The sequence below is a fragment of the Rhizobium phaseoli genome (assembly GCF_001664385.1).
GTDB lineage: Bacteria > Pseudomonadota > Alphaproteobacteria > Rhizobiales > Rhizobiaceae > Rhizobium > Rhizobium phaseoli.
Genome location: NZ_CP013532.1, coordinates 400408 through 424807, shown reverse-complemented (window position 1 = coordinate 424807; position 24400 = coordinate 400408). Strand labels below are relative to the sequence as shown.

At 62.2% G+C, this 24400-nt stretch carries 26 protein-coding genes; 17 read left to right on the top strand and 9 right to left on the bottom strand.

The window, feature by feature from the left end:
- Positions 1 to 2 precede the first annotated feature (2 nt).
- The 12 genes from AMC88_RS02060 (at position 3) to AMC88_RS02005 (ending at position 11230) form a co-directional block, all read left to right on the top strand.
- The gene (locus tag AMC88_RS02060) at positions 3 to 497 is read left to right on the top strand and encodes a GNAT family N-acetyltransferase (protein ID WP_004679835.1); all 495 of its coding nucleotides are present in this window, start codon (positions 3 to 5) and stop codon (positions 495 to 497) included.
- Between the two features lie 78 nt (positions 498 to 575).
- Complete coding sequence (locus tag AMC88_RS02055) at positions 576 to 1004, top strand: Fur family transcriptional regulator (RefSeq protein ID WP_010004259.1); 429 nt, start codon at positions 576 to 578, stop codon at positions 1002 to 1004.
- Positions 1005 to 1031: 27 nt separating this feature from the next.
- Positions 1032 to 1829 (top strand): lyso-ornithine lipid O-acyltransferase, encoded by a 798-nt coding sequence (olsA, locus tag AMC88_RS02050; RefSeq protein ID WP_012482415.1) that lies wholly within the window; start codon positions 1032 to 1034, stop codon positions 1827 to 1829.
- A gap of 148 nt (positions 1830 to 1977) precedes the next feature.
- Positions 1978 to 3387, top strand: coding sequence for a tRNA (N6-isopentenyl adenosine(37)-C2)-methylthiotransferase MiaB (miaB, locus tag AMC88_RS02045; RefSeq protein ID WP_012482414.1), 1410 nt, complete (start codon positions 1978 to 1980; stop codon positions 3385 to 3387).
- 18 nt (positions 3388 to 3405) lie between these two features.
- Positions 3406 to 4458 (top strand): PhoH family protein, encoded by a 1053-nt coding sequence (locus tag AMC88_RS02040; RefSeq protein WP_004679840.1) that lies wholly within the window; start codon positions 3406 to 3408, stop codon positions 4456 to 4458.
- Entirely contained in the window at positions 4458 to 4973 is a 516-nt protein-coding gene (gene ybeY, locus AMC88_RS02035) for an rRNA maturation RNase YbeY (RefSeq protein WP_012482413.1), read from the top strand. The genes AMC88_RS02040 and ybeY overlap by 1 nt, the downstream gene beginning before the upstream one ends.
- On the top strand, positions 4970 to 6115 hold the full coding sequence (locus tag AMC88_RS02030) for a hemolysin family protein (RefSeq protein ID WP_012482412.1): 1146 nt from the start codon (positions 4970 to 4972) through the stop codon (positions 6113 to 6115). The genes ybeY and AMC88_RS02030 overlap by 4 nt, the downstream gene beginning before the upstream one ends.
- Positions 6116 to 6245: 130 nt before the next feature.
- Positions 6246 to 7850: an apolipoprotein N-acyltransferase gene (lnt, locus tag AMC88_RS02025; RefSeq protein WP_012482411.1), complete on the top strand. Its 1605-nt coding sequence runs from the start codon at positions 6246 to 6248 to the stop codon at positions 7848 to 7850.
- Between the two features lie 151 nt (positions 7851 to 8001).
- Entirely contained in the window at positions 8002 to 8421 is a 420-nt protein-coding gene (locus AMC88_RS02020) for a helix-turn-helix domain-containing protein (RefSeq protein WP_004679846.1), read from the top strand.
- A gap of 179 nt (positions 8422 to 8600) precedes the next feature.
- Entirely contained in the window at positions 8601 to 9854 is a 1254-nt protein-coding gene (gene metK / locus AMC88_RS02015) for a methionine adenosyltransferase (protein ID WP_012482410.1), read from the top strand.
- A complete protein-coding gene (gene trmB, locus AMC88_RS02010) occupies positions 9851 to 10552 on the top strand; it encodes a tRNA (guanine(46)-N(7))-methyltransferase TrmB (RefSeq protein ID WP_041683519.1) in 702 nt (233 codons plus the stop codon). The genes metK and trmB overlap by 4 nt, the downstream gene beginning before the upstream one ends.
- 243 nt (positions 10553 to 10795) lie before the next feature.
- The gene (locus AMC88_RS02005; protein ID WP_012482408.1) at positions 10796 to 11230 is read left to right on the top strand and encodes an Imm50 family immunity protein; all 435 of its coding nucleotides are present in this window, start codon (positions 10796 to 10798) and stop codon (positions 11228 to 11230) included.
- 161 nt (positions 11231 to 11391) lie between these two features.
- Here the strand turns inward: AMC88_RS02005 and AMC88_RS02000 are convergent, their stop codons facing one another.
- Together AMC88_RS02000 and AMC88_RS01995 are read right to left on the bottom strand one after the other, a co-directional pair.
- The gene (locus tag AMC88_RS02000; protein WP_008524631.1) at positions 11392 to 11649 is read right to left on the bottom strand and encodes a BQ00720 family protein; all 258 of its coding nucleotides are present in this window, start codon (positions 11647 to 11649) and stop codon (positions 11392 to 11394) included.
- Between the two features lie 47 nt (positions 11650 to 11696).
- Positions 11697 to 12122 carry an Hsp20 family protein gene (locus AMC88_RS01995; protein WP_009995207.1) on the bottom strand — a complete coding sequence of 142 codons (426 nt, stop codon included), beginning with the start codon at positions 12120 to 12122 and terminating at the stop codon, positions 11697 to 11699.
- Between the two features lie 296 nt (positions 12123 to 12418).
- Here AMC88_RS01995 and AMC88_RS01990 point away from each other — a divergent pair, with 296 nt between their 5' ends.
- Positions 12419 to 13363 (top strand): nucleoside hydrolase, encoded by a 945-nt coding sequence (locus AMC88_RS01990; protein WP_010025708.1) that lies wholly within the window; start codon positions 12419 to 12421, stop codon positions 13361 to 13363.
- A 41-nt stretch (positions 13364 to 13404) separates the two neighbouring features.
- On the opposite strand, the gene grpE is transcribed toward AMC88_RS01990, so the two are convergent.
- Together grpE and hrcA are read right to left on the bottom strand one after the other, a co-directional pair.
- Entirely contained in the window at positions 13405 to 14037 is a 633-nt protein-coding gene (gene grpE, locus AMC88_RS01985) for a nucleotide exchange factor GrpE (RefSeq protein WP_010025709.1), read from the bottom strand.
- A 176-nt stretch (positions 14038 to 14213) separates the two neighbouring features.
- Entirely contained in the window at positions 14214 to 15302 is a 1089-nt protein-coding gene (gene hrcA, locus AMC88_RS01980; RefSeq protein ID WP_012482407.1) for a heat-inducible transcriptional repressor HrcA, read from the bottom strand.
- A gap of 127 nt (positions 15303 to 15429) precedes the next feature.
- Here hrcA and rph point away from each other — a divergent pair, with 127 nt between their 5' ends.
- From rph to hemW, 4 genes are read left to right on the top strand one after another with little or no spacing between them, the layout of a single operon-like run.
- Positions 15430 to 16149: a ribonuclease PH gene (gene rph, locus AMC88_RS01975; protein ID WP_010024267.1), complete on the top strand. Its 720-nt coding sequence runs from the start codon at positions 15430 to 15432 to the stop codon at positions 16147 to 16149.
- Positions 16146 to 16571 (top strand): VOC family protein, encoded by a 426-nt coding sequence (locus AMC88_RS01970; protein ID WP_010024265.1) that lies wholly within the window; start codon positions 16146 to 16148, stop codon positions 16569 to 16571. The genes rph and AMC88_RS01970 overlap by 4 nt, the downstream gene beginning before the upstream one ends.
- The gene (rdgB, locus tag AMC88_RS01965; RefSeq protein WP_010024263.1) at positions 16572 to 17216 is read left to right on the top strand and encodes an RdgB/HAM1 family non-canonical purine NTP pyrophosphatase; all 645 of its coding nucleotides are present in this window, start codon (positions 16572 to 16574) and stop codon (positions 17214 to 17216) included.
- 9 nt (positions 17217 to 17225) lie between these two features.
- The gene (hemW, locus tag AMC88_RS01960) at positions 17226 to 18428 is read left to right on the top strand and encodes a radical SAM family heme chaperone HemW (protein WP_064824736.1); all 1203 of its coding nucleotides are present in this window, start codon (positions 17226 to 17228) and stop codon (positions 18426 to 18428) included.
- Positions 18429 to 18488: 60 nt separating this feature from the next.
- Here hemW and AMC88_RS01955 read toward each other — a convergent pair whose 3' ends face one another.
- The 5 genes from AMC88_RS01955 to mutM form a co-directional block, all read right to left on the bottom strand.
- The gene (locus AMC88_RS01955) at positions 18489 to 19571 is read right to left on the bottom strand and encodes a saccharopine dehydrogenase family protein (RefSeq protein ID WP_012482405.1); all 1083 of its coding nucleotides are present in this window, start codon (positions 19569 to 19571) and stop codon (positions 18489 to 18491) included.
- A gap of 163 nt (positions 19572 to 19734) precedes the next feature.
- On the bottom strand, positions 19735 to 21285 hold the full coding sequence (gene dnaA, locus AMC88_RS01950) for a chromosomal replication initiator protein DnaA (RefSeq protein ID WP_012482404.1): 1551 nt from the start codon (positions 21283 to 21285) through the stop codon (positions 19735 to 19737).
- A gap of 856 nt (positions 21286 to 22141) precedes the next feature.
- On the bottom strand, positions 22142 to 22420 hold the full coding sequence (gene rpsT, locus AMC88_RS01945; RefSeq protein ID WP_008524652.1) for a 30S ribosomal protein S20: 279 nt from the start codon (positions 22418 to 22420) through the stop codon (positions 22142 to 22144).
- 192 nt (positions 22421 to 22612) lie between these two features.
- Positions 22613 to 23386, bottom strand: a complete 774-nt coding sequence (locus tag AMC88_RS01940; RefSeq protein WP_012482402.1) for an enoyl-CoA hydratase — start codon at positions 23384 to 23386, stop codon at positions 22613 to 22615.
- Positions 23387 to 23405: 19 nt separating this feature from the next.
- Positions 23406 to 24296, bottom strand: a complete 891-nt coding sequence (mutM, locus tag AMC88_RS01935; RefSeq protein ID WP_012482401.1) for a bifunctional DNA-formamidopyrimidine glycosylase/DNA-(apurinic or apyrimidinic site) lyase — start codon at positions 24294 to 24296, stop codon at positions 23406 to 23408.
- Positions 24297 to 24400 lie beyond the last annotated feature (104 nt).

The following is a 24400-nucleotide window of genomic DNA, read 5'->3' as shown; positions in this document are numbered from 1 at the left end:
CCATGCTGGAAGCCTATCTGACGCTGAAGCCGGAATTCGAGATCATCGCCATGGAGCGCGAGGATTGCCGCGATGTCGCCGTGCTGCACGGTGAGCGTTTTGCCAGGCCCTGGGGTGACGGCGAATTTCACAGCCTGCTGTCGCAGGAGACGGTGTTCGGCTTCGTCGCGCGCCAGACCAATGCTATTCTGAAAAAACCGCTCCCCGGCTTCATCCTTGCCCGCCAGGTCGCCGGCGAGGCGGAAATCCTGACGATCGCCGTCCAGGCCAAGGCAGCGCGCGCCGGGCTCGGCTGGCGGCTGATGCAGGCAGCGATGCGCGAGGCGCGGGCGCGCGGCGGCGAGAGCATGTTTCTCGAGGTCGATAACGGCAACACGGCCGCTCTCGGCCTCTATCGCAAGCTCGGCTTCGAGAAGGTCGGCGAGCGCCAAGGCTACTACAAGCAGGAAAACGGTGCCCTTTCCACGGCGCTTGTCATGAAGCGCGTTCTTCGGTAGTTCCCTGGCAGGAGATGACACGCTGGCCGGCGCGATGACCGTGCGGGCGTTGTCGAAACGCGAGTGTGAAGGCGGGCCATGTCTGATGTAGCCAAGACCCTTGAGGAGCTTTGCGCCGAACGCGGCATGCGCATGACCGAGCAGCGCCGCGTGATCGCGCGTATCCTGGAAGATTCGGCCGATCATCCCGACGTCGAAGAGCTCTACCGCCGCTCGGTGAAGGTCGATGCGAAAATCTCGATCTCGACCGTCTATCGCACCGTCAAACTGTTCGAGGATGCCGGCATCATCGCCCGCCACGACTTCCGCGACGGGCGCTCGCGCTACGAGACCGTGCCGGAAGAGCACCACGACCACCTCATCGACCTGAAGACCGGCACGGTGATCGAATTTCGCTCGCCGGAGATCGAGGCGCTGCAGGAGCGCATCGCCCGCGAGCATGGCTTCCAGCTGGTCGACCATCGCCTGGAGCTCTACGGCATTCCGTTGAAGAAGGACGATCTCTGAAGCGATGGCCGCCCGGGAGCAGCACATTTGATCGTCTGGCTGCGCATTGTCTTGGCTGCGGCCGTCATCCTTGCCGTCAGCATCGTGCTCATACCGCTGCAGCTCTTGGCGCTGCGTTTCGACTGGCGGCTGCGCCGTCGGCTGCCGCGCCTCTGGCACCGCATCATCTGCTATTGCCTCGGCATCCGCGTGCGCGTCACCGGCAGGCTGGAAGACCGCCGGCCGCTGATGCTCTGCTCCAACCATTCGTCCTGGATGGATATCATGGTGATGTCGGCGGTGGCCGACGTCGCCTTCATCGCCAAGATCGAGGTGGCCGACTGGCCGATCTTCGGCATGCTCGCCAAGCTGCAGAAAAGCGTCTTCGTCGTGCGCGAGGAGAGGCGCAAAACCGGCCACCAGGCCAATGAGATCGCCGGCCGCATGGCCGACGGCGAAATCATCGTGCTCTTTCCCGAGGGCACGACCTCGGACGGCAACCGGCTGCTGGAGGTCAAATCCTCGCTGTTCGGCGCGGCCGCGATGGCCGTGCCTGCCTCGCCGACGGGGACGGTCGTGGTGCAGCCGGTGGCGATCGCCTATACAAGGGTGCACGGCATCCCCATGGGACGCTATCACAGGCCGCTCGCCGCCTGGCCGGGCGATATCGAGCTCTTACCGCACCTGATCGACATCGTCAGATGCGGCGCCCTCGACGCGGAGGTTTCCTTCGGCGAAGCGGTGGAATACCGCGCCGACACCAACCGCAAGGAGGTCAGCGCGACGATCGCCTCGCGCATCCGCAACCTCCTGAACAGCCGCCTGCGCGGGCGGGAAATTTCCTGAAACGCGTTGCGATCTTCAGATGCGCTGCTTGCGCTTGCGCTCCTGGTTTTCGCACATGTCGTTGCCGCGGGGTCGCTCCACACTTTTGCGCAGCTGCTAAAACAAGATTTTGATTTTCTCGGACGGCAAAAACCACTACATAGCCGCCATGACACAGGACAGCGCCCTTCTCCAGGCCCCGGAGCCGATGCTCCGTGACGGCTCCAACAGCCGCAAGGTTTTCATCAAGACCTATGGCTGCCAGATGAACGTCTATGATTCCACGCGCATGAGCGATGCGCTCGCCCGCGACGGCTACGAGCCGACGGAAGACATGGAAGAGGCCGACCTCGTCCTGCTCAACACCTGCCATATCCGCGAAAAGGCGGCCGAGAAGGTCTATTCCGCGCTCGGCCGGCTGCGCGAGATGAAGAAGAAGAAGGCGGCGGACGGCCGGGAGATGATGATCGGCGTCACCGGTTGCGTCGCCCAGGCCGAAGGCGAGGAGATCCTGCGCCGGGCGCCCGCCGTCGACGTCGTCATCGGCCCGCAGACCTATCATCGCCTGCCGGAAGCGCTGCGCCGGGCCCAACAGGGCCAGCGCGTCGTCGACACCGAATATGCGATCGAGGACAAGTTCGAGCATCTGCCGATCGCCGAGAGCCGGAAGATCCGCGCCCGCGGCGTCACCGCTTTCCTGACGGTGCAGGAGGGCTGCGACAAGTTCTGCACCTTCTGCGTCGTGCCCTACACGCGCGGCTCGGAAGTGTCGCGGCCGGTTTCCCAGATCGTCGAGGAAGCCGAAAAGCTGGTCGAGGCCGGCGTGCGCGAGATCACCCTGCTCGGCCAGAACGTCAACGCCTGGCACGGCGCCGGACCGCGGGGCGAGGCATGGAGCCTCGGCGACCTGCTCTATCGCCTGGCCGAGATCCCCGGCCTTGCCCGGCTGCGCTATACCACCAGCCATCCGCGCGACATGGACGACCGGCTGATCGAGGCGCATCGCGACCTGAGGGCGCTGATGCCCTATCTGCACCTGCCGGTGCAATCGGGCTCGGACCGCATCCTGAAAGCGATGAACCGGCGCCATACGGCCGCCGAATATCTCTCGCTGATCGAACGCATCCGCACCGTGCGGCCCGACATCGCGCTGTCGGGCGATTTCATCACCGGCTTTCCGGGGGAGACAGACGCGGATTTTGAGGATACACTGAGGCTTGTAGAGGAGGTGCGCTACGCGCAGGCCTTCTCGTTCAAATACTCGACACGGCCGGGCACACCCGGCGCGGAACTGAAGGACCAGGTGCCGGAAGAAATCAAGGCAGAACGGCTGGAACGCCTGCAAGCGCTTCTTTTGAAGCAGCAGCAGGAATTTGCCGAATCCTGCATCGGCAAGGAGATCGATCTGTTGCTCGAAAAGCCCGGCCGCATGCCCGGCCAGCTAATCGGACGTTCTCCCTGGCTTCAATCAGTGAATGTTGATGCAAAAGCATCGCAAATCGGTGACATTATTAAAGTGCGAATCACCGGAACCGGAACGAACAGCCTGTTTGCCGAACGCGCAGAGGCTGCGGTCTAACCCAAGGAGCCCGACCGCTTGAACGGACAAGAATTGGTTTCTTCTTCACCGCGCCACCCCCGCACGCCGAGCGACACCAATCACTTCGTCCTGACGTTCGAGAACAATCGGTTCGCCAGCGAACTCTTCGGTCAATTCGACCAGAACCTCAAGCTGCTCGAGGAGCGGCTGAACATCGATGCGCGGGCGCGCGGCAATTCCGTCGTCATCTCGGGCGATGTCGTGACCACCAACCAGGCGCGGCGCACGCTCGACTATCTCTATGAAAAGCTTCAGAAAGGCGGCAGCGTGGAACGATCCGACGTCGAGGGCGCAATCCGCATGGCGGTCGCCGCCGACGATCAACTCAGCCTGCCGACGATGGAGCGCAAGGCCAAGCTGACGATGGCGCAGGTTTCCACCCGCAAGAAGACGATCATCGCCCGCACGCCGACGCAGGACGCCTATATCAGGGCGCTGGAACGCTCCGAACTGGTCTTCGGCGTCGGCCCGGCCGGCACCGGCAAGACCTATCTCGCCGTCGCTCATGCCGCCCAGCTCTTGGAGCGCGGCGCCGTCGAAAAAATCATCCTGTCGCGTCCGGCCGTCGAGGCCGGCGAGCGCCTGGGCTTCCTGCCCGGCGACATGAAGGAAAAGGTCGATCCCTATCTTCGCCCGCTCTATGACGCGCTCTACGACATGATCCCCGCCGACAAGGTCGACCGCGCGATCACCGCCGGCGTCATCGAAATCGCGCCGCTCGCCTTCATGCGCGGTCGCACGCTCGCCAATGCCGCGATCATCCTCGACGAAGCGCAGAACACCACGTCGATGCAGATGAAGATGTTCCTGACGCGTCTCGGCGAGAATGCCCGGATGATCGTCACCGGCGACCCGAGCCAGATCGACCTGCCGCGCGGCGTCAAATCCGGCCTCGTCGAGGCCCTGCAGCTGCTGAACGGCGTCGAGGGCATCTCGATCGTGCGCTTCAAGGATACCGACGTCGTGCGTCATCCGCTGGTCGGGCGCATCGTCAGGGCCTATGATTCCACCTATGCCGTCGACGCTGAAGACGTCAGCCGGCAGGACTGATGGCCGAGCTCGATATCCAGATCAGCATCGAGAACATCGGCTGGCCCGAGGAGGAGACGCTGCTGGCCTTTTGCGGCCGCGTGCTCGGGGCAGCGGCGGTCTATCTGCGCGACAGCGAAAAGCAGCCCTTCCCGACCATGCCGCCCGAAGTGTCGCTGGTCTTTACCGACGACGCCTCGATCCAGGACATCAACGCCGAATGGCGCGGCAAGGACAAGGCGACCAACGTGCTCTCCTTTCCGGCCTTTCCGGTGCAGCCGGGCAAAATGCCCGGCCCGATGCTCGGCGACATCATCATCGCCCGGGAGACGGTGGAGCGGGAGGCGCATGAGCTCGAAAAGAGTTTCGACGACCACCTCACCCATCTTCTGGTGCACGGTTTCTTGCATCTTCTCGGCTACGACCATATGAATAGTGCCGAAGCCGAAATTATGGAGGGGCTGGAGACTCGCATTTTGGCGCAGCTCGGCCTATCTGATCCTTACGAGGGTCAAGACCTTAAAATGGAACCATGAGCGACTTTACGACGAAGCCGGCGGCAGACGCCAAGGACTCCGAGCCATCCTCATCTTCGGACGAGGCGGGCAGTAGTAGTCGGCCATCCGGCCGATCCCAATCCTTCTGGTCGCGCGCCGCGCGCATTCTCCGACCGCAGCAGGGCTCGCGACTGCGCGAGGATCTGGCCGACGCGCTGATGACCGACGCGGCCGGCGATGATGCCTTTTCGCCCGATGAGCGGGCGATGCTGCACAATATCCTGCGCTTCCGCGAGGTGCGCGTCGCCGACGTGATGGTGCCGCGCGCCGATATCGAGGCGGTGGACCAGAACATCACCATCGGCGAACTGATGATCTTGTTCGAGGAATCCGGCCGCTCGCGCATGCCGGTTTATGCCGATACGCTCGACGATCCGCGCGGCATGGTGCATATCCGCGACCTGCTGTCCTATGTCGCCAAGCAGGCGCGCAACAAGCGCCGCGGCCCGGCCAAACCGGCCGTCGCCGTGCCGGCGATCGACGTTGCGCCCGAGAACATCCAGAAGCCGACGCGTTCGGCCAAGCCGAATTTCGATCTCGCCCGCGTCGATCTGCAGAAGACGCTGGCGGAGGCCGGCATCATCCGCAAGATTCTGTTCGTGCCGCCGTCGATGCTGGCCTCCGACCTGCTTCGCCGGATGCAGGTCAACCGCACACAGATGGCGCTCGTCATCGACGAATATGGCGGCACCGACGGTCTCGCCTCGCATGAGGACATCGTCGAAATGGTGGTCGGCGACATCGACGACGAACATGACGACGAAGAGGTGATGTTCAAGCGAGTCGCCGAAGACATCTTCGTCGCCGACGCCCGCGTCGAGCTGGAAGAAATCGCCGAGGCGATCGGGCCGGATTTCGACATCAGCGAGCAGGTCGACGAAGTCGATACGCTGGGCGGGCTGATCTTCTCGGCACTCGGCCGCATCCCGGTGCGCGGCGAGGTCGTTCAGGCGCTGCCGAATTTCGAGTTCCACATCCTCGACGCCGATCCGCGCCGCATCAAACGGCTGCGCATCACCCGCAAGCGCCACGCGATCCGCCGCCGCGCCAAAGAGGCCGGCGACATCACGCCCGGCTCCGAGACCGGCGACGACCGGCCGACTGAGTCGACCGCCAACTAGTCCCTTGCTTTTGCAACGTGTCGTCACCAGGAACCGCTGCGCGGTTCCCGGTGATATGCATTAACAGGACAAAGAGCCGCTTTTTTGAAAGACTGCCGATGGGTTGATTCGCGGCTTGATTGGAGTGCGCATGGAGCGGCTTGCGGACAGGGTTATCCTCGTCTGGGGGTTCAAACGGTCGTTGCTGGCGATCGGCGCAGGGGCATTCGCCGTGCTGGCGCTGCCGCCCTTCGGCTTTTTCGCGGCGATGTTTCTCTCCTTCACGCTGCTCGTCTGGCTGATCGACGGGGCGGCGGCTTCGCCTGAAAGCGGCCTGATCGGCAGGCTGTGGCCGGCCTTTGCGGTCGGCTGGCTGTTCGGCTTCGGCTATTTCGTCGCCGGCCTCTGGTGGCTCGGCCACGCGCTGCTCGTCGATTCGGAGGAGTTCGCCTGGGCGCTGCCGCTCGCCATCCTCGGTCTGCCGGCCTGTCTGGCGATTTTCTACGGGCTGGCTGTTGCGCTCGCCCGCATCTTCTGGTCCGACGGCATGGGGCGGATCGCCGCACTTGCGGCCGGCTTCGGGCTGATGGAATGGCTTCGCAGCGTCATCCTCACCGGTTTTCCCTGGAACGCCATCGGCTACGGCCTGATGCCGGTGCCGCTGATGATGCAGTCGGCGCATGTGATCGGGGCGATGGGCGTCACTGCCCTTGCCGTCTTCGTCTTTTCCGCTCCCGCCCTGTTCGGGACCCGGCAGGGCGCACGCACCGGCGTGGCACTGGCCGTGCTGCTGTTTGCCGCCCATCTCGGCTACGGCGCCTACGCTCTCTATTTGGCGCCACGGCCCGCGCCGCTGCCCGAGGACAAGCGGCCGGTGGTGCGGCTGGTACAGCCTGATATCGACCAGGCGGCGAAGATGGACAATGACGCCGATCGCAATGCGATCTTCGAGACGCATCTGAAGCTTTCGGCCGAGGCGCCGAGGAACGGCGGGCGCAAGCCCAATATCATCGTCTGGCCGGAAACATCGATCCCCTTCATCCTGACCGACAACCAGGATGCCCTGACGCGGATCGCCGATACGCTCGACGACGACCAGATCCTGATCGCCGGAGCGGTGCGCGCCGAGGAGATGGGACCCGGCACGCCGGTGCGCTACTACAATTCCATCTATGTCATCGATGGCCGCGGTCAGATCATCGCCGCCTCCGACAAGGTGCATCTGGTGCCCTTCGGCGAATATCTGCCCCTCGAGGAGCTGCTCACCGAACTCGGCATCCAGAACGTCGTCGAGGTACCGGGCGGGTTTTCGGCCGCCGCAAGCCGGCACCTGCTGGCGCTGCCCGGCGGGCTCAATCTTTATCCGCTGATCTGCTACGAGATCATTTTTCCTGATGAAATGACCGGCGACATCAAAGACGCCAACGCCCTCCTCAACCTCACCAATGATGCCTGGTTCGGCATGACGCCCGGCCCCTACCAGCATTTCCTGCAGGCGCGGGTGCGGGCGGTCGAGACCGGCCTGCCGCTGATTCGCGATGCGAATAGCGGCATTTCGGCGCTGGTGAACGCGCATGGAGAAATAATCGCCGGCCTCGATCTTGGAGAAACCGGCTTTATTGATGCAACTGTCGATAGCCTCAGTGAAGGGTTCGGAAGCACATACCCCCGCCAGACATACTTCTGGTTGACCGAGGCTCTGCTGATTTTGATTGCGCTGATCTCGCGCGAAGGTTTTATTTTCGGGTTGAATTGACCAAAAACCCCTAAAATTGCATAGTGATGACAATCGGCGTTCTTAACGTATGTTGGAAGGTGGGTTCCCACTGACTGCAACGTGGCGTTTTGGGATGGATCAGGGGCATGCCGGTTAGAAACAGGTTGAAATTCGTAGCTAGGGCACGACCATGATTGAAAACAAAAAGAAGCCGAATCCGATCGACATCCATGTTGGCAGCCGCATTCGCCTTCGCCGAACGATGCTGGGCATGAGCCAGGAAAAGCTTGGCGAAAGCCTCGGCATCACCTTTCAGCAGATCCAGAAATATGAAAAGGGAACCAACCGCGTCGGCGCAAGCCGTCTGCAGAACATCTCGAGCATTTTGAATGTTCCGGTCTCCTTCTTCTTCGAGGATGCACCCGGCGAACATTCCGGCGCCATCGGCGGCATGGCCGAAGCCTCCAGCTCGAATTATGTCGTCGACTTCCTCTCTTCCTCCGAAGGCCTGCAGCTCAACCGCGCCTTCGTGAAGATTTCCGATCCCAAGGTTCGCCGCAAGGTCGTGGAACTGGTCAAGGCGCTTGCCGCCGAAGCCGACGCCGACTGATCACAGCGCCCTTCACCGGAATGGAAAGGCGGCCGAAAGGCCGCTTTTTTGCGTTTTTGGGGCAAAATTTGTCACTTTGCAGCAGATATAAAGATATATTTATGTCCTTCTGCGCTTGTCATCGGCACTCGAACTGAGTACCTACTAGCAGGCTATTATTCTTTGAGGGGAATCCCGGAATGCGCGCGAATTATCTCTTTACCAGCGAATCTGTTGCCGAAGGTCACCCGGACAAAGTGTGTGACCGCATCTCCGACGAGATCGTCGATCTGGTCTACCGCGAAGCGGCCAAGACCGGCGTCAATCCGTGGGGCGTGCGCATTGCCTGCGAGACGCTGGCGACGACCAACCGCGTCGTCATCGCCGGCGAAGTTCGCCTGCCGCCGAGCCTGATGAAGAAGGACAAGGACGGCAACGACGTCATCAACCCGTCGAAGTTCAAGGCCGCTGCCCGCCGTGCGATCAAGGATATCGGCTACGAGCAGGACGGCTTCCACTGGAAAAAGGCAAAGATCGACGTGCTCCTGCACTCGCAGTCGGCCGACATCGCCCAGGGCGTCGATAGCGCCGCCGATCAGCAGGGCGACGAGGGCGCCGGCGACCAGGGCATCATGTTCGGTTATGCCTGCAAGGAAACGCCGGACCTGATGCCGGCGCCGATCTACTATTCCCACAAGATCCTGCAGCTGCTCGCGACCGCCCGCAAGAAGGGCGACGGCGAAGTCGCCAAGCTCGGCCCGGACGCCAAGAGCCAGGTGACCGTGCGTTACGTCGATGGCAAGCCGTCGGAAGCGACCTCGATCGTACTTTCGACCCAGCATCTCGACGACAGCTGGGATTCCAACAAGGTCCGCGCCGTCGTCGAACCCTATATCCGCGAAGCGCTCGGCGAACTGAAGATTGCCGATGATTGCAAGTGGTACATCAACCCGACTGGCAAGTTCGTCATCGGCGGCCCGGACGGCGACGCCGGCCTCACCGGCCGCAAGATCATCGTCGACACTTACGGCGGTGCTGCTCCGCATGGCGGCGGCGCATTCTCCGGCAAGGACACGACCAAGGTCGACCGTTCGGCCGCCTATGCCGCCCGCTACCTCGCCAAGAACGTCGTGGCCGCCAGCCTTGCCGACCGCTGCACGATCCAGCTCTCCTACGCGATCGGCGTCGCTCAGCCACTGTCGATCTATGTCGACCTGCACGGCACCGGCAAGGGCGTGTCCGAAGACCAGGTCGAAGCGGCAATCCGCGAGAATATGGATCTGTCGCCGTCGGGCATCCGCCGTCACCTCGACCTTAACAAGCCGATCTACGCCAAGACCTCGGCCTACGGCCATTTCGGCCGCAAGGCCGGCCGCGACGGCTCGTTCTCCTGGGAGCGCACCGACCTCGTCAAGGCGCTGAAGGAAGCCGTCAAGACCAAGGCTGCTGCATGACGGACATGGAACGCCGGGGCCGGGCGACCGAAGCCTTTTTCGGTCGCCGCAAGGGCAAGGCCCTGCGCGAACAGCAGGCCGAGACGCTAAACAGCCTGCTCCCGGCATTCCTCGTCGACCTCTCAGCGGCTCCTCCGGAGCCGCTGACCTCTCTCTTTCCGGTTCCCGTCGAAACATTGCGGCTGGAAATCGGTTTCGGCGGCGGCGAGCATCTGATGCACCGCGCCCTGGAAAGGCCTTCGACCGGCTTCATCGGCGTCGAGCCCTTCGTCAACTCCATGCAGAAGCTGTTGTCGCGCATCGGCGAGACGGGCGCGCGCAATATCCGTGTCTATAACGACGATGCGACGCAGCTGCTCGACTGGCTGCCGGACGCGTCGCTCGACCAGATCGATCTGCTCTATCCCGATCCCTGGCCGAAGCGGAAACATTGGAAACGCCGCTTCGTCTCGAAGACCAATCTCGACCGCTTTCATCGCGTGCTGAAGCCCGGCGGCCTGTTCTGCTTCGCCTCCGACATCGACACCTATGTGAACTGGACGCTGCTGAAATGCCGCGACCATAGCGGCTTCGACTGGATCGCCGACAATGCGGCGGACTGGCTGACGCCCTACGAGGGCTGGCCAAGCACCCGCTACGAGGCCAAGGCGCGGCGCGAGGGCCGGTCTTCGGCCTATCTGACGTTCAGGAAAATCTGAGTTTCAACGAAGTCGCTGGATACGCCGCAATATTCATCGGAGCCGAACGATCGGGCGTCGGGACAGAATCTGCTGGACAGTTCTGGTATTGCATAGCAGTGCTCCCAATGAGGGCTGACAGCCGAGGCAAGCAAGTATCGCGCAGTTAATACGATTCTTGAAGCGGACCAATTTCGCCAACCCGTTGCAAGACGTCTTTAGGTTATTAAGATCAGTCGCCGCCAATTTTCGCAGGGGTAACCTATGGTCTACACAGATGTGCCTGGAGGAGAAAAACTGTTGGCCTGGTTCGGGAAGGTGCCAACTTTCCACGATGCCGAGATTATCAGTCTGTCCCTTAGTCGAACCGGAACCAGCGAACTGAAGATACACGGCTGGATCATGACTGACGCTGTCGATCCAAATGGATACTTTGTGCTCGATAAGCATGCTGTTGTGACTTTTAGCCTTGACGGCGTCAGGGACCTTCAACTGGATGGTTTCAGTCATCAAAATGTCATCGCTGGTCTTATTCTTCAACGTGCAACCGACCGAGGCCGATCCGGCTATTATGCGGAGCCAGATGATGCCCAAGACATCGAAATTGAGCTTCTCCCCTGCTACGGCTTGGACGGCTTCATCAGGGCCCAAAAGGTAAGAATATCATTCGTTCCAGGGCGCCCGGGTGACGCGAAATGACGGTCAAGCGGCTTGAGTTGGATTGTGAGAAGCCCCCTATCGGCGCATAGTTGCCGTAGCCCTGTAAGGCTGTGGGATGCGATGCCCCTCGCGCGGAGAAACGTCGAAAGGGCGAACGCACACCGCCGTAGCGGCGATACGCAACAAACCTTATCTGACGGTCAGTGCAGGCTGACCGTCTTCAGTTCGTCCTCGGCCGCCTTGAAGAAGGTGCTGGAGCGGTTGTCCGTCAAGAGGATTGGCGTGCCGTCGGCGCCGAAGAGCGCCCAGAGATCGACGTTCGGATCGATATCCGGCGCCTCGGGGAAACACTTGGCGACCTCTTCGGTGCGCATTTTTCTGATGTAGGCGACCTCGCCGTTGCCGATGTGGGCAAGCTCGGATTTGGTCAAGTGAGACGTGGCTTCTTTCATCAACATTCCTGTTCCTCCGGAAGAAGGGACCAACGGTTCGACAAACCGTTGTGCTACTGTGAAACCGAAATGTTAATTTTCTTGACCATGCGCGCGGGTTCCGGACGAATTAGATCGACGGAGAGCAGGCCGTTCTTCAGGCCGGCGCCGAGCACCTGCATGCCGTCTGCCAGGACGAAGGTGCGCTGGAACTGGCGGGCGGCGATGCCGCGATAGAGAAAGTCCCGCTCTCCATGTTCCACCTGGCGGCCGCGGATCACAAGCTGGTTCTCCTCGGTGGAGACGTCGAGTTCCTCCTCGCTGAAGCCGGCCACCGCAAGGGTGATGCGCAGACGTTCCGGCGCGCCGCTGTCGGCGGCGATGCGTTCGATATTGTAAGGCGGATATCCGTCGCTCGCCTTGGAAATGCGCTCCAGCGTCTTCTCCATGGCGTCGAAGCCCAGAAGCAGCGGGCTGGCGAAAGGGGTAATGCGGCTCATCTCTTTTCAAGTCCTTGATGCAAGCGACCATCCCGGACCTCAAGCGCAGCATCCGGATGCCGCTAATATGGGGACAGGACACCGGCGCTGCAAGGCACAGGCGGCCTGTCGGGCGACGCCTCCGCGATTTTAAGCCCTCTCAAGTTTAAGATGGCCGACGCCCGCCTCCTTGCTTGACAAAGCGGCCATCGCCTCGCATCAAAACGTGCCCCGTGCGAAATGTGCTGATTTGTGACGGGAAATGAACAAGTGGTGCATGCCGCAGCAACAGGCATGACGAGGACGGGACGGTCGCAATGGCAAGCGCAAGAAAAATCATCATCGACACGGATCCCGGCCAGGACGACGCGGCCGCCATCATGCTGGCCTTCGGCAGCCCCGATGAGCTGGAAGTCCTGGGGATCACCACGGTCGCCGGCAATGTGCCGCTTTCGCTGACCAGCCGCAATGCGCGGATCGTCTGCGAGCTCTGCGGCCGGCCGGAGACGAAGGTCTTCGCCGGTGCCGACAGGCCGATCGCCCGCAAGCTGGTGACGGCGGAGCACGTGCACGGCAAGACCGGCCTCGACGGCCCTGAACTCGCCGAACCGACGATGGCGCTGCAGCCCGGCCATTCCGTCGACTTCATCATCGAGACGCTGCGCCGCGAGCCGGCAGGCACCGTGACGCTCTGCACGCTCGGGCCGCTCACCAATATCGGCATGGCCTTCCAGAAGGCGCCGGACATCATCGCGCGCATCCGCGAACTGGTGATGATGGGCGGCGGCTTCTTCGAGGGCGGCAATATCACGCCGGCCGCCGAGTTCAACATCTATGTCGATCCGGAAGCGGCCGACATCGTCTTCCGCTCGGGCGTGCCGATCGTGATGATGCCGCTTGACGTGACGCACCAGTTACTGACGCGCAAAGACCGGGTGAAACGCATGGCCGAGATCGGCACGGCGCCGGCAAAGGCGATGGTCGAGATGCTGGAATTCTTCGAACGCTTCGATATCGAGAAATACGGCTCCGACGGCGGGCCCCTGCACGACCCGACGGTGATCGCCTATCTCTTGAAGCCGGCACTTTTCCAGGGCCGGGACTGCAATGTCGAGATCGAGGTCCGGTCGGAACTCACCGTCGGCATGACCGTGGTCGACTGGTGGCATGTGACGGAGCGCAAGCGCAATGCGAAGGTGATGCGCCATGTCGATGCGGACGGCTTCTTCGATCTTCTGATCGAACGCTTCGCCCGCATCTGATTTTTGACTTTTCCTTCTCCAACAAGAGAAGGAAAAAGATATCAGGCGTCCTTCTCGTCGAAGACCGAGTTGGTTTCGGCTTCGGCCGGCTTCGGGCCGCCCTTGGCGACACCGACCATGGCCGGGCGCAGCACGCGCTCGCCGATGGTAAAGCCCGCCTGCACGACCTGGACGACCGTGTTGTTCGGCACCTCGGAGTTGGGCACCTCGAACATCGCCTGATGGAAATTCGGATCGAACTTCTGGCCGACCGGCTCCAGCTTGCGCACACCATGGCGCTCGAGCGCCGACAGCATGGCGCGTTCGGTCATCTCGACACCTTCGATCAGCGAGGTCAGGCCGGCATCGGCCGTCGCCTTGGCCTCCGGAGAGATGGCATCCAGCGCCCGGCGCAGATTGTCGGAGACGGCGAGCATGTCGCGGGCGAAACCGGCGACGGAATAGGACTTGGCGTCCTTGACCTCGCGCTCGGTGCGGCGGCGCAGATTGTCCATCTCGGCGGCGAGGCGCAGATAGCGGTCGCGCAGCTCGCTGTTTTCGGCTTTCAGAAGCTCAAGCGGGTCTGGCTGGGCGGTCTCTTCCTGCACGGTATCGTTCTCGACGTAGGCGGCAGCGTCGGCTGCGGCATCGGCCGCAGTGGCGTCAGGTCCGTTTTTCGTCGTTTCATCGGTCATGACGGTCTCCGGTTGGTGTCTTCAGATGCGCCCGATATCGAGGTTTGACCGAAAAAAATCAAGTCTGCGTGACAAAGAAGCGAAAATTCCGCGGAGTTTCGCGCTAATGCATGTCGCCCGGAAGTGTGCCGCGGTTCCGGGATAACAACATGCATCAAACAAAGAGCTAAAGCGCGTCAAAGCGGATTGCGCGAGAGGCGGGAGACGAGTTGGGCCGTGTAATCCACCATCGGCACGATGCGGGAATAATTGAGCCGCGTCGGGCCAATGACGCCGACAGCGCCGACGATCCGATCGTCATCGTCACGATAGGGCGCGACGATCAGCGACGAGCCGGACAGCGAGAAGAGCTTGTTTTCCGAGCCGATGAAGATGCGCACGCCCGAGCCGCTTTCAGCCAGACTGAGGATCTCGATGAGGCTGTCCTTCTTTTCGAGATCGTCGAATAGCATACGAAGCCGGTCGAGATCCTCTGCGCCGCCAAGGCCTTCGAGAAGGTTGGCGCGGCCGCGAATGATCAGCTGGGCGGGCTTCCCCTCGTCCGGGCTGCCGGCCCAGACGGCGATGCCGCGCTCGACCAGATCGCGCGACAGCGCATCGAGCTCGTGGCGGACATCGTCCTTCAGCTGGCTCAATTGTTTGCGCAGCTCCGGCAGGGTCTGGCCGGACATGTGCGCATTGAGGAAATTTGCAGCCTCCGTCAGCTGCGAGGAGGTGACGCCGGCCGGCAGCTCGATGATGCGGTTTTCCACCTGGTCGTGATCGCCGACGAGCACGGCGAGCGCCTTTGTCGGCTCCAGCCGGATGAATTCGACATGCTTCAGCACTGGATCGCTCTTCGAGGTGATGACGAGGCCGGCGCCGCGCGAAATGCCCGACAGCATGCGGCTGGCCTCGTTCATCATCGATTCCACCGGATTGCCGCCGCTTTCGGCCCGCACCTGGCGGTCGATATTGGCGCGGTCCTCGGCGGAGAGATCGCCGACCTGCATGAAGGCATCGACGAAGAAGCGCAGGCCGATTTGGGTCGGCAGCCGGCCGGCGCTGATATGCGGCGAATAAATCAGGCCGAGTTCTTCGAGATCGCTCATGACGTTGCGCACCGAGGCCGGCGACAGCGACATCGGCAGGAGGCGCGACAGATTGCGCGAGCCGAGCGGTTCGCCGCTTTCCAGATACCCTTCGACGATGCGGCGAAAGATTTCCCGGGAGCGCTCGTCCAGCACGGCAACGGCATCCGAAACCGACGTCGACCTGGTGCCCATGAACCTCTCGAACCCAAACTGATGATGCTTTCCCGAAAATATAGTCAAACTCGCCCCCGTGGCAAAAGGGAATTTGCAAATGGGCGCCGCCAATCGTAGAAGCGGTCAGCAACTCCAGGAGATAAGAATGCGGCCTTCAGGCAGAAAAACCGACCAGATGCGCAAGGTCTCGTTCGAGCGCAACTTTTCCAAGCATGCGGAAGGCTCCTGCCTGGTGAAGTTCGGCGATACGCATGTGCTCTGCACCGCAAGCCTCGAGGACAAGACGCCGCCGTGGCTGCGCAATACCGGCAAGGGTTGGGTGACGGCCGAATACGGCATGCTGCCGCGGGCGACCGGCGAACGCATGAAACGCGAGGCCGCGGCCGGCAAGCAGGGCGGTCGCACCCAGGAAATCCAGCGGCTGATCGGCCGGTCGCTGCGCGCCGTCGTCGATCTGCAAGCGCTCGGCGAACGGCAGATCACCCTCGATTGTGATGTCATCCAGGCCGATGGCGGCACGCGGACCGCGTCGATCACCGGCGGCTGGATCGCGCTTTACGATTGCCTAAAATGGATGGAAAGCCGCAACATGATCAAGGTCGACCGGGTCCTGAAGGATCATGTCGCCGCCATCTCCTGCGGCGTTTTCGCCAGCCAGGCGGTGATCGACCTCGACTATCTCGAGGATTCCTCGGCCGAGACCGACGCCAATTTCGTCATGACCGGCGCCGGCGGCATCGTCGAAATTCAGGGCACGGCCGAAGGCACGCCGTTTACCGAAGAGGAATTCACCTCGCTGATGGGTCTTGCCAAGAACGGCATCGGCGAACTCGTCGCCCTGCAGAAACAGGCGATTGCGGGATGAACCCCATGCTGGAAGGCATGCTGGAAACGGCGCTCTATGCGCGCGATCTCGACAAGGCCGAGGTCTTCTACGAAGACGTTCTCGGCCTTGAAAAGATCAGCCGAGCGGGCAACCGGCATGTCTTCTTCCGCTGCGGCCCCGGCGTGCTGCTGATCTTCAACCCCGAGGAAACGGTAAAGCCGCCGGCGCCCAATGCGTTGCAGGTGCCGCCGCACGGCACATCAGGCGAGGGCCATGCCTGCTTCCGGGTCTCCGGCCGCAATATTGATGCAATGGCCGAACGGCTGAAAGCGGCAGGTGTGTCGATCGAGTCCGAGGTGCATTGGCCGAACGGCGGCCGCTCGATCTATTTCCGCGATCCTGAAGGTAACAGCCTGGAATGCGCGGAGGCCAAAATCTGGGGCATCGAACAGGATATCTGAATGCGCAAGCTTGAAACGAAGACCATCGTCGTCGCCAGCCACAATGCCGGCAAGATCCGCGAGATCCAGGAACTGATCGGGCCGCTGGGCTTCACCGCCAAATCGGCCGCTGAGCTGAATTTCGTCGAGCCCGACGAAACCGGCACCAGCTTCGAGGAAAATGCGACGATCAAGGCGGTTGCCTCCGCCCATGCCGCCGGCATGCCGGCGCTGTCGGACGATTCCGGGCTGGTGGTCGACGCGCTCGGCGGCGATCCCGGCGTCTACACCGCCAATTGGGCGGAAAAAGCCGACGGCACGCGCGATTTCGACATGGCGATGGCCAAGGTGGAAAAGGCGCTGCAGGATGCCGGCGCCACGGCGCCCGAACAGCGCACCGCACGTTTCGTCAGCGTGCTCTGCCTCGCCTGGCCGGACGGGCATACCGAACTCTTCCGCGGCGAAGTGGAAGGCAACGTCGTCTGGCCGCCGCGCGGCACGCAGGGCTTCGGCTACGATCCGGTCTTCCAGCCGGAGGGTTATGGCGTTACCTTCGGCGAGATGAGCGGCGAGGAAAAACACGGCTGGAATATCGGCAAGCCGCAGGCGCTGTCGCACCGGGCGCGCGCCTTCAAACTCTTCGTCGAAACCTGCCTGGAGGCATAAGGTCACCACGTGGACAATTTCGACACGCCAGGCTCCCCGCGCGATGCGGCGCTGCTGCCCGATACCGGCGAGCCTGGCTTCGGCGTCTATGTCCATTGGCCCTTCTGCGCGGCGAAGTGTCCCTATTGCGACTTCAACAGCCATGTGCGCCACCAGCCGGTGGATCAGGAGCGCTTTGCCGCCGCCTTCCTCAAGGAGACGGCAGCGGTGCGGGCGATGAGCGGGCCGAAGACCGTGACGAGCATCTTCCTCGGCGGCGGCACGCCCTCGCTGATGAAGCCGGAAACGGTTGCCGCCATTCTCGACGGCATTGCCCGTCACTGGCACGTGCCTGACGGTATCGAGATCACCATGGAGGCCAATCCTTCCAGCGTCGAGGCCGAGCGCTTCCGCGGCTACCGGGCGGCCGGCGTCAACCGCGTCTCGCTCGGCGTGCAGGCGCTGAACGACCGGGACCTGAAATTTCTCGGCCGGCTGCATGATGTCGCCGATGCGCTGAAGGCGATCCGGCTCGCGCGCGAGATTTTTCCGCGCATGTCCTTCGATCTCATCTATGCCCGGCCGGACCAGACGGTCGAGGAATGGGAAAGCGAGCTGAAGCAGGCGATCTCCTATGCGGTCGACCATCTGTCGCTCTACCAGCTGACCATCGAGGAAGGCACGCCCTTCTACGGCCTGCACAAGGCCGGTAAACTGATCGTGCCGGACGGCGAGCAATCGGCGGTGCTCTATGAGGCGACGCAGGAAATCACCGCGCGTGAGGGCATGCCCGCCTATGAGGTCTCCAATCACGCCCGGCCGGGTGCGGAAAGCCGGCACAATCTGACCTATTGGCGTTACGGCGATTATGCCGGCATCGGCCCGGGCGCGCACGGCCGGCTGACGCGCGGCCGCGAGAAGATCGCGACGGCAACCGAGCGCAAGCCGGAAGCCTGGCTCGACATGGTCGAGCGCGACGGCCACGGCATTCTCGACGAGGAGCGGCTCGGCTACGAGGAACAGTCCGACGAATTGCTGCTGATGGGGCTGCGGCTCCGGGAAGGTGTCGATCTCGCCCGCTGGCAGCAGCTTTCCGGTCGCGAGCTGGACCCGAAGCGCGAAGAGTTTTTGCTCGAACACAAATTCATCGAGCGGATCGGCAATTCACGGCTGCGCTGCACGCCATCCGGCATGCTGATCCTCGATTCCGTCGTCGCCGATCTCGCCTGCTGACTGAGGACAACGGATTGTTTTCGGCGCGGCGATGACCTTACCGCCGCGCCGAAATCATCTTCAGCCGTGATTGGTGGCGCCCGCCTTGAACAGGCTGCCGGTCGGCGTCTTCAGGAACATCTCCAGCGGAATATGCTCCTGGTGCAGGAAGCCGGTCGCCGGCAGCAACCCGTCGCGGACCATCTCGATGACGGCGACGACCGAAGCCGAGGTCGTCCAGGCGATCGCCGTGCGGCGGGCGCCGGCAATCTCGATCGGATAATAGGCGCGCACGAACTCCTTGCGGCGCAGGCTGCCATTCTCCGTCCCTTCGGCGGCGACATGGACATAGACGACATCGTCTTCAACCGGCGGCTTGGCATTGGTCAGGATCTCGCCGGCGAGTGCGCGCTTGTCGCGCATCAGGAGCTCATGGAAGAAGAAGTTCATCAGCTCCATATGACCGGGGTAACGCATGGTCTTGTAGTCGAGATTGTCGATCTTGCCGAGCATGGTGTCGCACATGGTGCCAAGCCCGCCCGAAGTGGTGAAGGCTTCGAGCTTGACGCCGCCGACATAGACCGTCTCGTGCCATTCCATCGGCGAGACCAGCTTGCGCACACCACCCTCGATGACCTCGCAATCATTCAGATATTCGTTGACGACGCCTTCCGGCGACCAGTTGAAGGCATAGCCGAGAAGGCCGGTCGGATGCTGCGGCAGGGCGCCGACGCGCATGCGGATCGAGCGGCAGCGATCGAAGCCGTCGGCGAGGCTTGCACCGACGATGCCGACGAAACCAGGCGCCAGGCCGCATTGCGGCCCCATCAGGCCGCGGGCGGTCTTCGACAGTTCGATGATGAAATTGGTGGTCGGAACGTCTTCGGTCAGATCGAAATAATGGATGCCGGCAAGATGGGCGGCGCGGGCCAGTTCGATATTCAGATGGTAGGGAAGGCAGGAGAGCACCGCCTCGACGGTGGAGAGCAGTTCGCCAATCACCTGAGCGTCGGAAATATCGCCGGTGCGGCACCGGAAGGGCAGATCGCCCAGTGGCAATTGCGCATCGACGCCGATGACCTCGAAGCCGCCTTCATGCAACAGCGTCGCCGCCAGCCGTCCGACCTTGCCCAGGCCGAGAACGGCAATCTTTTTGAAACTCATGCATATCCTCCCACGCGCCCGCTTCGGCGCTTTCGTTTTTGCCCGATGCGTGCCGCTCCAAATCGGACATGCACGGGATGGGCGGAGGTATAGAATAAAAAGCTTATAAAGGAAAACGGCCGGAATCCCTTCCGGCCGCCGAATTTCCTCGAAAATCCACCACTTATTCGTTGATCAGCCGCTTCAGCAGCTCGATTTCGTGCGAAAGCTTGGTGTCTCCCGAAATCAGCTCCTCGATCTTGCGCACGGCGTGCAGCACGGTGGTGTGATCACGCCCGCCGAAACGGCGGCCGATCTCGGGGAAGGAGCGCGGCGTCAGCGTCTTCGACAGATACATGGCGATCTGGCGCGGCTTGACGATGACGCGGGTGCGGCGATTGGAGACCAGCTCCTGGCGCGAGACATTGTAATGCCGGGCGACGATGCGCTGGATATCCTCGATGCGCACGCGGCGCGGTTCGCCGGAGCCGACGAGATGGGCGAGCAGTTCGTCGACGCGCTCGATCGACAGGTTCGGTTCGAAGGAGCGGCGGAAGATCAGCTGGTTGAAGGCGCCTTCGAGTTCGCGGCCGCTGGCCGTGATGTTGCGGGCGACGTGCTGCAGCAGATCGGCTGGAATTTCCAACGACGGATCCTCCTGGCGGGCGGCCGCAAGGCGCCTTTTGAGGATTTCGAGACGCATTTCGTAATCCGGCGCGTCGAGTTCGATCGCCACACCGCCCTGCAGGCGCGAACGGACGCGGGGATCGAGCGATTCCAACTCCCAAGGCGCGCGGTCGGCGGCGACGACGACCTGCTTGGCGCTGTCGAGCAGCATGTTGAGGAGATGGCAGAATTCGTGCTGGATCATCTTGCCCTGCAGGAACTGCATGTCGTCGATGATCAGCAGGTCGATGTTGCGCAAGGAATCCTTCAGCGTCAGTGCGTCGTTATCACGGATCGCGGTGGCGAAGCGCCACATGAAATATTCCGCCGTCAGATAGACGACGCGCAGAGCCCGCGGGTTCTGCACCGCCGCATTGGCGATCGCCTGCAGCAGGTGGGTCTTGCCGAGCCCGACCGTCGAATGGACGAAGAGCGGATTGAAGCGCACGGCGCCGGAACCGGCTTCGGCGATCGTCTTGGCAGCTGCAAGCGCGACGCGGTTCGAGCTGCCTTCCACGAAGGTATCGAAGGTGAAACGGCTATCGAGCGGCGAGCCGAACAGCGGCGCACCAAAGCTTGCCGGCCTTGCGGCGGCGACAGCCGAAACTGCCTGCTGGACGGCCTGGCTGGCCGGCTGGGCGCTTGCCGGGCGGCGCATCTGCGCGGGAGCGGCCGGCTCGGGCTGGACCACCTCGTCGGCAGCCTTCATGCCGCTGCGCGTTGCCGTGCGCACCAGAATTTCGATCTTGAGAATTTCCGGATCTTCAGCCTGGAACAGACCAGTGATGAGATCGAGATAACGATTGTTGATCCACGACTTCAGGAAGGTCGTGGGAACCGACAGGCGAACGACGCTCTTCGATACCGAATGCAGCTTCAACCTGGCAAACCAGCTGGCATAGACGTCAGGTCCGACCTGGGCCTTCAAGCGCGCGCTGACGCGCTCAAACAATATGCTCTGCTTCATTTCCGCCTTTGCTTCCCCCATTTCCAGGCGAATGGAGCCGAACGCCTGCGGTGCCGCATCCCCATTGTCGTGCCCGCCTGCCGTCATCGTATTCATCTGCATAGTGCCGCCTTTCAATTCCACCGGGCGGCCTCCGCTAAACAGCCGCCCGAGCATTCCCCGCCTTTGACGGGCTGGCGGCATCCTCATGAAGCCGCTCGCCTGCCGGTTCACTCAAACACTGCCCCCGAAGGGACCGGCGCAGAACTCCGCTGCAGGTACCGCGTTCATGCGGCGCCTTCATCGGCCTTCCGTGCCAGGCTGGCGGTCGATCCTCGTTTTCGGCCGACCAGCCCGAACGCAATATTACTATCCCCTATCCCGCAGCCGCACGTTAAACGTGTGATTGCCATAGGCACAAAACATCCCTGCCCCGTAACAGCCACGTTACGGCTCAAATCCGTCAAGTGCTTGAAAAAACGGAAGCGCAAGGCTCCGTAACAAATGGTACAAACTTATCGCCCTGCCGACGTGGCAGTTAAGACCGAGCCTCTGCAGGTGATGTCCGCGCCCTTTGTTGGAAGCCATTTAGGCAGGATCAAATGGCAAGATCAACGATGAATTTTACGCAAAATTAAGATGCAGCCATTGACTCCGCCCGCCCTTTTCGGGCGTCACACCAGCGTCAAAAAAGAATCGCTTTTGAATCAAGGAGATTCCCCGTTCGGGCTATTTTGACACGCAAAGAAAGAAAAAAAATAAAAATCTTCTTGACTCCCCCAGGCTCCCCGGAGCGTAGGCCAGAGTCGCGCAGCGCGAAAGCATCCTTGCGCAAGCCATTGTTTTTTAAAGACTTTTCCTGTCATGGCGCTGACACGAAACAGTCGTGCGATTAACCATGAAGACGCCGATCGGCGGAATCGAAAAAGCCCGGTAAAATTACCGGGCTAATCATAACGAGGAGGTCGTTAATGGAAGATTACGCGGTCGCTGAGACCGAAAGAGCCTTCACACGAGCGGCCAGGCGCGAGACCTTGCGCGATGCCGTGTTGGAGTGCAGCACGCCCTTGCTGGCGGCACGGGCAAGCTCCGGCTGAGCGGCCAGGAAAGCGGCCTTCGCCTTGTCGGCGTCACCGGATGCGATAGCCTCTTCGACCTGGCGAACGAAAGTGCGAACGCGCGAGCGACGAGCCTTATTGACGTCGGTACGGCGGGCGATCTTGCGGGTCGCTTTTTTCGCCGAAGTTGTATTGGCCATGGATGCCTCTCTCAAGAATTCGAACAAACTCCGCCATCACCGCGGGCCCTGCGGCCACCAAATCCAGCAATGCGGGAGCAATCGCGGAAAACCAGAGCGGCTTTCCGAACCGTGGGCGGGCATATAACCCTAAAGCCGGCCCACGTCAACGCGGATTTTCAAGCTTTCCAGCCGGCAGGCGCCGAAAAGCATTCAACGGTGCTTGAAGGCGGGTTTGCGCTTCTCGACAAAGGCCGCCATGCCTTCTTTCTGATCATCGGTGGCAAAGAGACTGTGGAACAGGCGGCGTTCGAAGCGGAGCCCCTCCTCCAGCGTCGTCTCGAAGGCGCGGTTGACCGCCTCCTTGGCCATCATCACCGAGGGCTGCGAAAGCGAGGCGATCTTCTCGGCGGCGGCAAGCGCCTCGTCGAGCAGACGCTCGGGCGCCACCACACGCGAAACGAGTCCCGATCGTTCGGCTTCTGCCGCATCCATCATCCGGCCGGTCAGGACAAGATCCATCGCCTTCGCCTTGCCGACGGCGCGTGTCAGCCGCTGCGAACCGCCCATGCCGGGAATGACGCCGAGGGTGATTTCCGGCTGGCCGAACTTCGCCGTCTCCGCGGCGATGATGAAATCGCACATCATGGCCAGCTCGCAGCCGCCGCCGAGCGCAAAACCGCTGACGGCGGCAATGACCGGCTTGCGCGCCTTGGCAATGTCGTCCCAGCCGCTGATGAAGTCACTCTTATACATGTCGGCGAACTGGAGCGACTGCATCTCCTTGATATCGGCGCCGGCGGCAAAGGCGCGTTCGGAGCCGGTGATGACGATCGCGCCGATCGCCTCGTCGTCATGGAAGGCGGCGTAGGCCACCTTCAACTCCTTCAGCACGGTGGAATTCAATGCGTTCAGCGCCTGCGGGCGGTTCAGCGTGACGAGGCCGACATTGCCTCGGGTTTCGACGATCAGGGTCTCGTAAGCCATGCTGGTCTCCGGTTCACTGTTATTTCTGGCAGGCGGCGCAATAGAAGGTGGAGCGGCCCGCCTGCACGATACGGGCGACCGTACCGCCGCAGCCGGGCGTGCCGCAAGCCTGACCTTCGCGATCATAGACGGAGAAGGAATGCTGGAAATAGCCGAGCGACCCGTCGGTCTGGATATGGTCGCGCAACGACGATCCGCCGGCGGCGATCGCATCGGCGATGACGTCGCGGATCGAGGCGACGAGCAGGCCGAGCTTTTCCTTCGGCTTGCCGCCCGGCGTCACCAGGGTGCCGGCGGCGCGGATCGGCGAAAGATGCGAACGCCACAGCGCCTCGCAGACATATATATTGCCGAGACCGGCAATGTTCTTCTGGTCGAGAAGCGCGCTCTTCAAAGGCTGCGCCTTGTCGCGGAAACGTTCGGCGAGGTAGGCGGCGCCGAGATCGTTGCCCGTCGGCTCCGGGCCGAGGTCACGGAAGAAGGGATGGGCGGCAAGATCGGCTCGTCTGACCATATCCATGAAGCCGAAACGGCGCGGGTCGTTATAAACGACGCGGCGCGGGCCCCCCTGGCCTTCGAGATGAAAGACGACGTGATCGTGCTTCTCGTCCTTGGTGCGGGCGTGATGGAATTCGCCCGGCATCGCCGAGGCCGCGCCCTCCTCGATACGGAAGGAACCGGACATGCCGAGATGGGAAACCAGCGTATTGCCGTCGTCGAGATCGACCAGCAAATATTTGGCGCGGCGGCCAAGCCCGACGATGGTGCGGCCGGAAACCCTGTCCGCCAAGGCTTCGGGAAAGGGGAAGCGAAGGTCCTGGCGGCGCAGTTCCAGCCGCGCGACGCGAGCCCCTTCCATCGCCGGCGCCAGCCCGCGCTTGACCGTTTCGACTTCTGGCAATTCCGGCATCTTAACCCATCTATATCGAACGTGTTTCAACCGAGGTCGATGTGCGCTATAGCGCCAGTGGGCCGCGGAGAGCGCAGCCCAGTGATAGCGTCGCGCGCGGTCTT

What these genes read in the sequence shown, in the direction of transcription:
- AMC88_RS02060 (WP_004679835.1), top strand. Translation starts at nt 3, where the DNA reads ATGCTGGAAGCCTATCTGACGCTGAAGCCGGAATTCGAGATCATCGCC.
- AMC88_RS02055 (WP_010004259.1), top strand. Translation starts at nt 576, where the DNA reads ATGTCTGATGTAGCCAAGACCCTTGAGGAGCTTTGCGCCGAACGCGGC.
- miaB (WP_012482414.1), top strand. Translation starts at nt 1,978, where the DNA reads ATGACACAGGACAGCGCCCTTCTCCAGGCCCCGGAGCCGATGCTCCGT.
- ybeY (WP_012482413.1), top strand. Translation starts at nt 4,458, where the DNA reads ATGGCCGAGCTCGATATCCAGATCAGCATCGAGAACATCGGCTGGCCC.
- AMC88_RS02030 (WP_012482412.1), top strand. Translation starts at nt 4,970, where the DNA reads ATGAGCGACTTTACGACGAAGCCGGCGGCAGACGCCAAGGACTCCGAG.
- lnt (WP_012482411.1), top strand. Translation starts at nt 6,246, where the DNA reads ATGGAGCGGCTTGCGGACAGGGTTATCCTCGTCTGGGGGTTCAAACGG.
- AMC88_RS02020 (WP_004679846.1), top strand. Translation starts at nt 8,002, where the DNA reads ATGATTGAAAACAAAAAGAAGCCGAATCCGATCGACATCCATGTTGGC.
- metK (WP_012482410.1), top strand. Translation starts at nt 8,601, where the DNA reads ATGCGCGCGAATTATCTCTTTACCAGCGAATCTGTTGCCGAAGGTCAC.
- trmB (WP_041683519.1), top strand. Translation starts at nt 9,851, where the DNA reads ATGACGGACATGGAACGCCGGGGCCGGGCGACCGAAGCCTTTTTCGGT.
- AMC88_RS02005 (WP_012482408.1), top strand. Translation starts at nt 10,796, where the DNA reads ATGGTCTACACAGATGTGCCTGGAGGAGAAAAACTGTTGGCCTGGTTC.
- AMC88_RS02000 (WP_008524631.1), bottom strand. Translation starts at nt 11,649, where the DNA reads ATGTTGATGAAAGAAGCCACGTCTCACTTGACCAAATCCGAGCTTGCC.
- AMC88_RS01995 (WP_009995207.1), bottom strand. Translation starts at nt 12,122, where the DNA reads ATGAGCCGCATTACCCCTTTCGCCAGCCCGCTGCTTCTGGGCTTCGAC.
- AMC88_RS01990 (WP_010025708.1), top strand. Translation starts at nt 12,419, where the DNA reads ATGGCAAGCGCAAGAAAAATCATCATCGACACGGATCCCGGCCAGGAC.
- grpE (WP_010025709.1), bottom strand. Translation starts at nt 14,037, where the DNA reads ATGACCGATGAAACGACGAAAAACGGACCTGACGCCACTGCGGCCGAT.
- hrcA (WP_012482407.1), bottom strand. Translation starts at nt 15,302, where the DNA reads ATGGGCACCAGGTCGACGTCGGTTTCGGATGCCGTTGCCGTGCTGGAC.
- rph (WP_010024267.1), top strand. Translation starts at nt 15,430, where the DNA reads ATGCGGCCTTCAGGCAGAAAAACCGACCAGATGCGCAAGGTCTCGTTC.
- AMC88_RS01970 (WP_010024265.1), top strand. Translation starts at nt 16,146, where the DNA reads ATGAACCCCATGCTGGAAGGCATGCTGGAAACGGCGCTCTATGCGCGC.
- rdgB (WP_010024263.1), top strand. Translation starts at nt 16,572, where the DNA reads ATGCGCAAGCTTGAAACGAAGACCATCGTCGTCGCCAGCCACAATGCC.
- AMC88_RS01955 (WP_012482405.1), bottom strand. Translation starts at nt 19,571, where the DNA reads ATGAGTTTCAAAAAGATTGCCGTTCTCGGCCTGGGCAAGGTCGGACGG.
- dnaA (WP_012482404.1), bottom strand. Translation starts at nt 21,285, where the DNA reads ATGCAGATGAATACGATGACGGCAGGCGGGCACGACAATGGGGATGCG.
- rpsT (WP_008524652.1), bottom strand. Translation starts at nt 22,420, where the DNA reads ATGGCCAATACAACTTCGGCGAAAAAAGCGACCCGCAAGATCGCCCGC.
- AMC88_RS01940 (WP_012482402.1), bottom strand. Translation starts at nt 23,386, where the DNA reads ATGGCTTACGAGACCCTGATCGTCGAAACCCGAGGCAATGTCGGCCTC.
- mutM (WP_012482401.1), bottom strand. Translation starts at nt 24,296, where the DNA reads ATGCCGGAATTGCCAGAAGTCGAAACGGTCAAGCGCGGGCTGGCGCCG.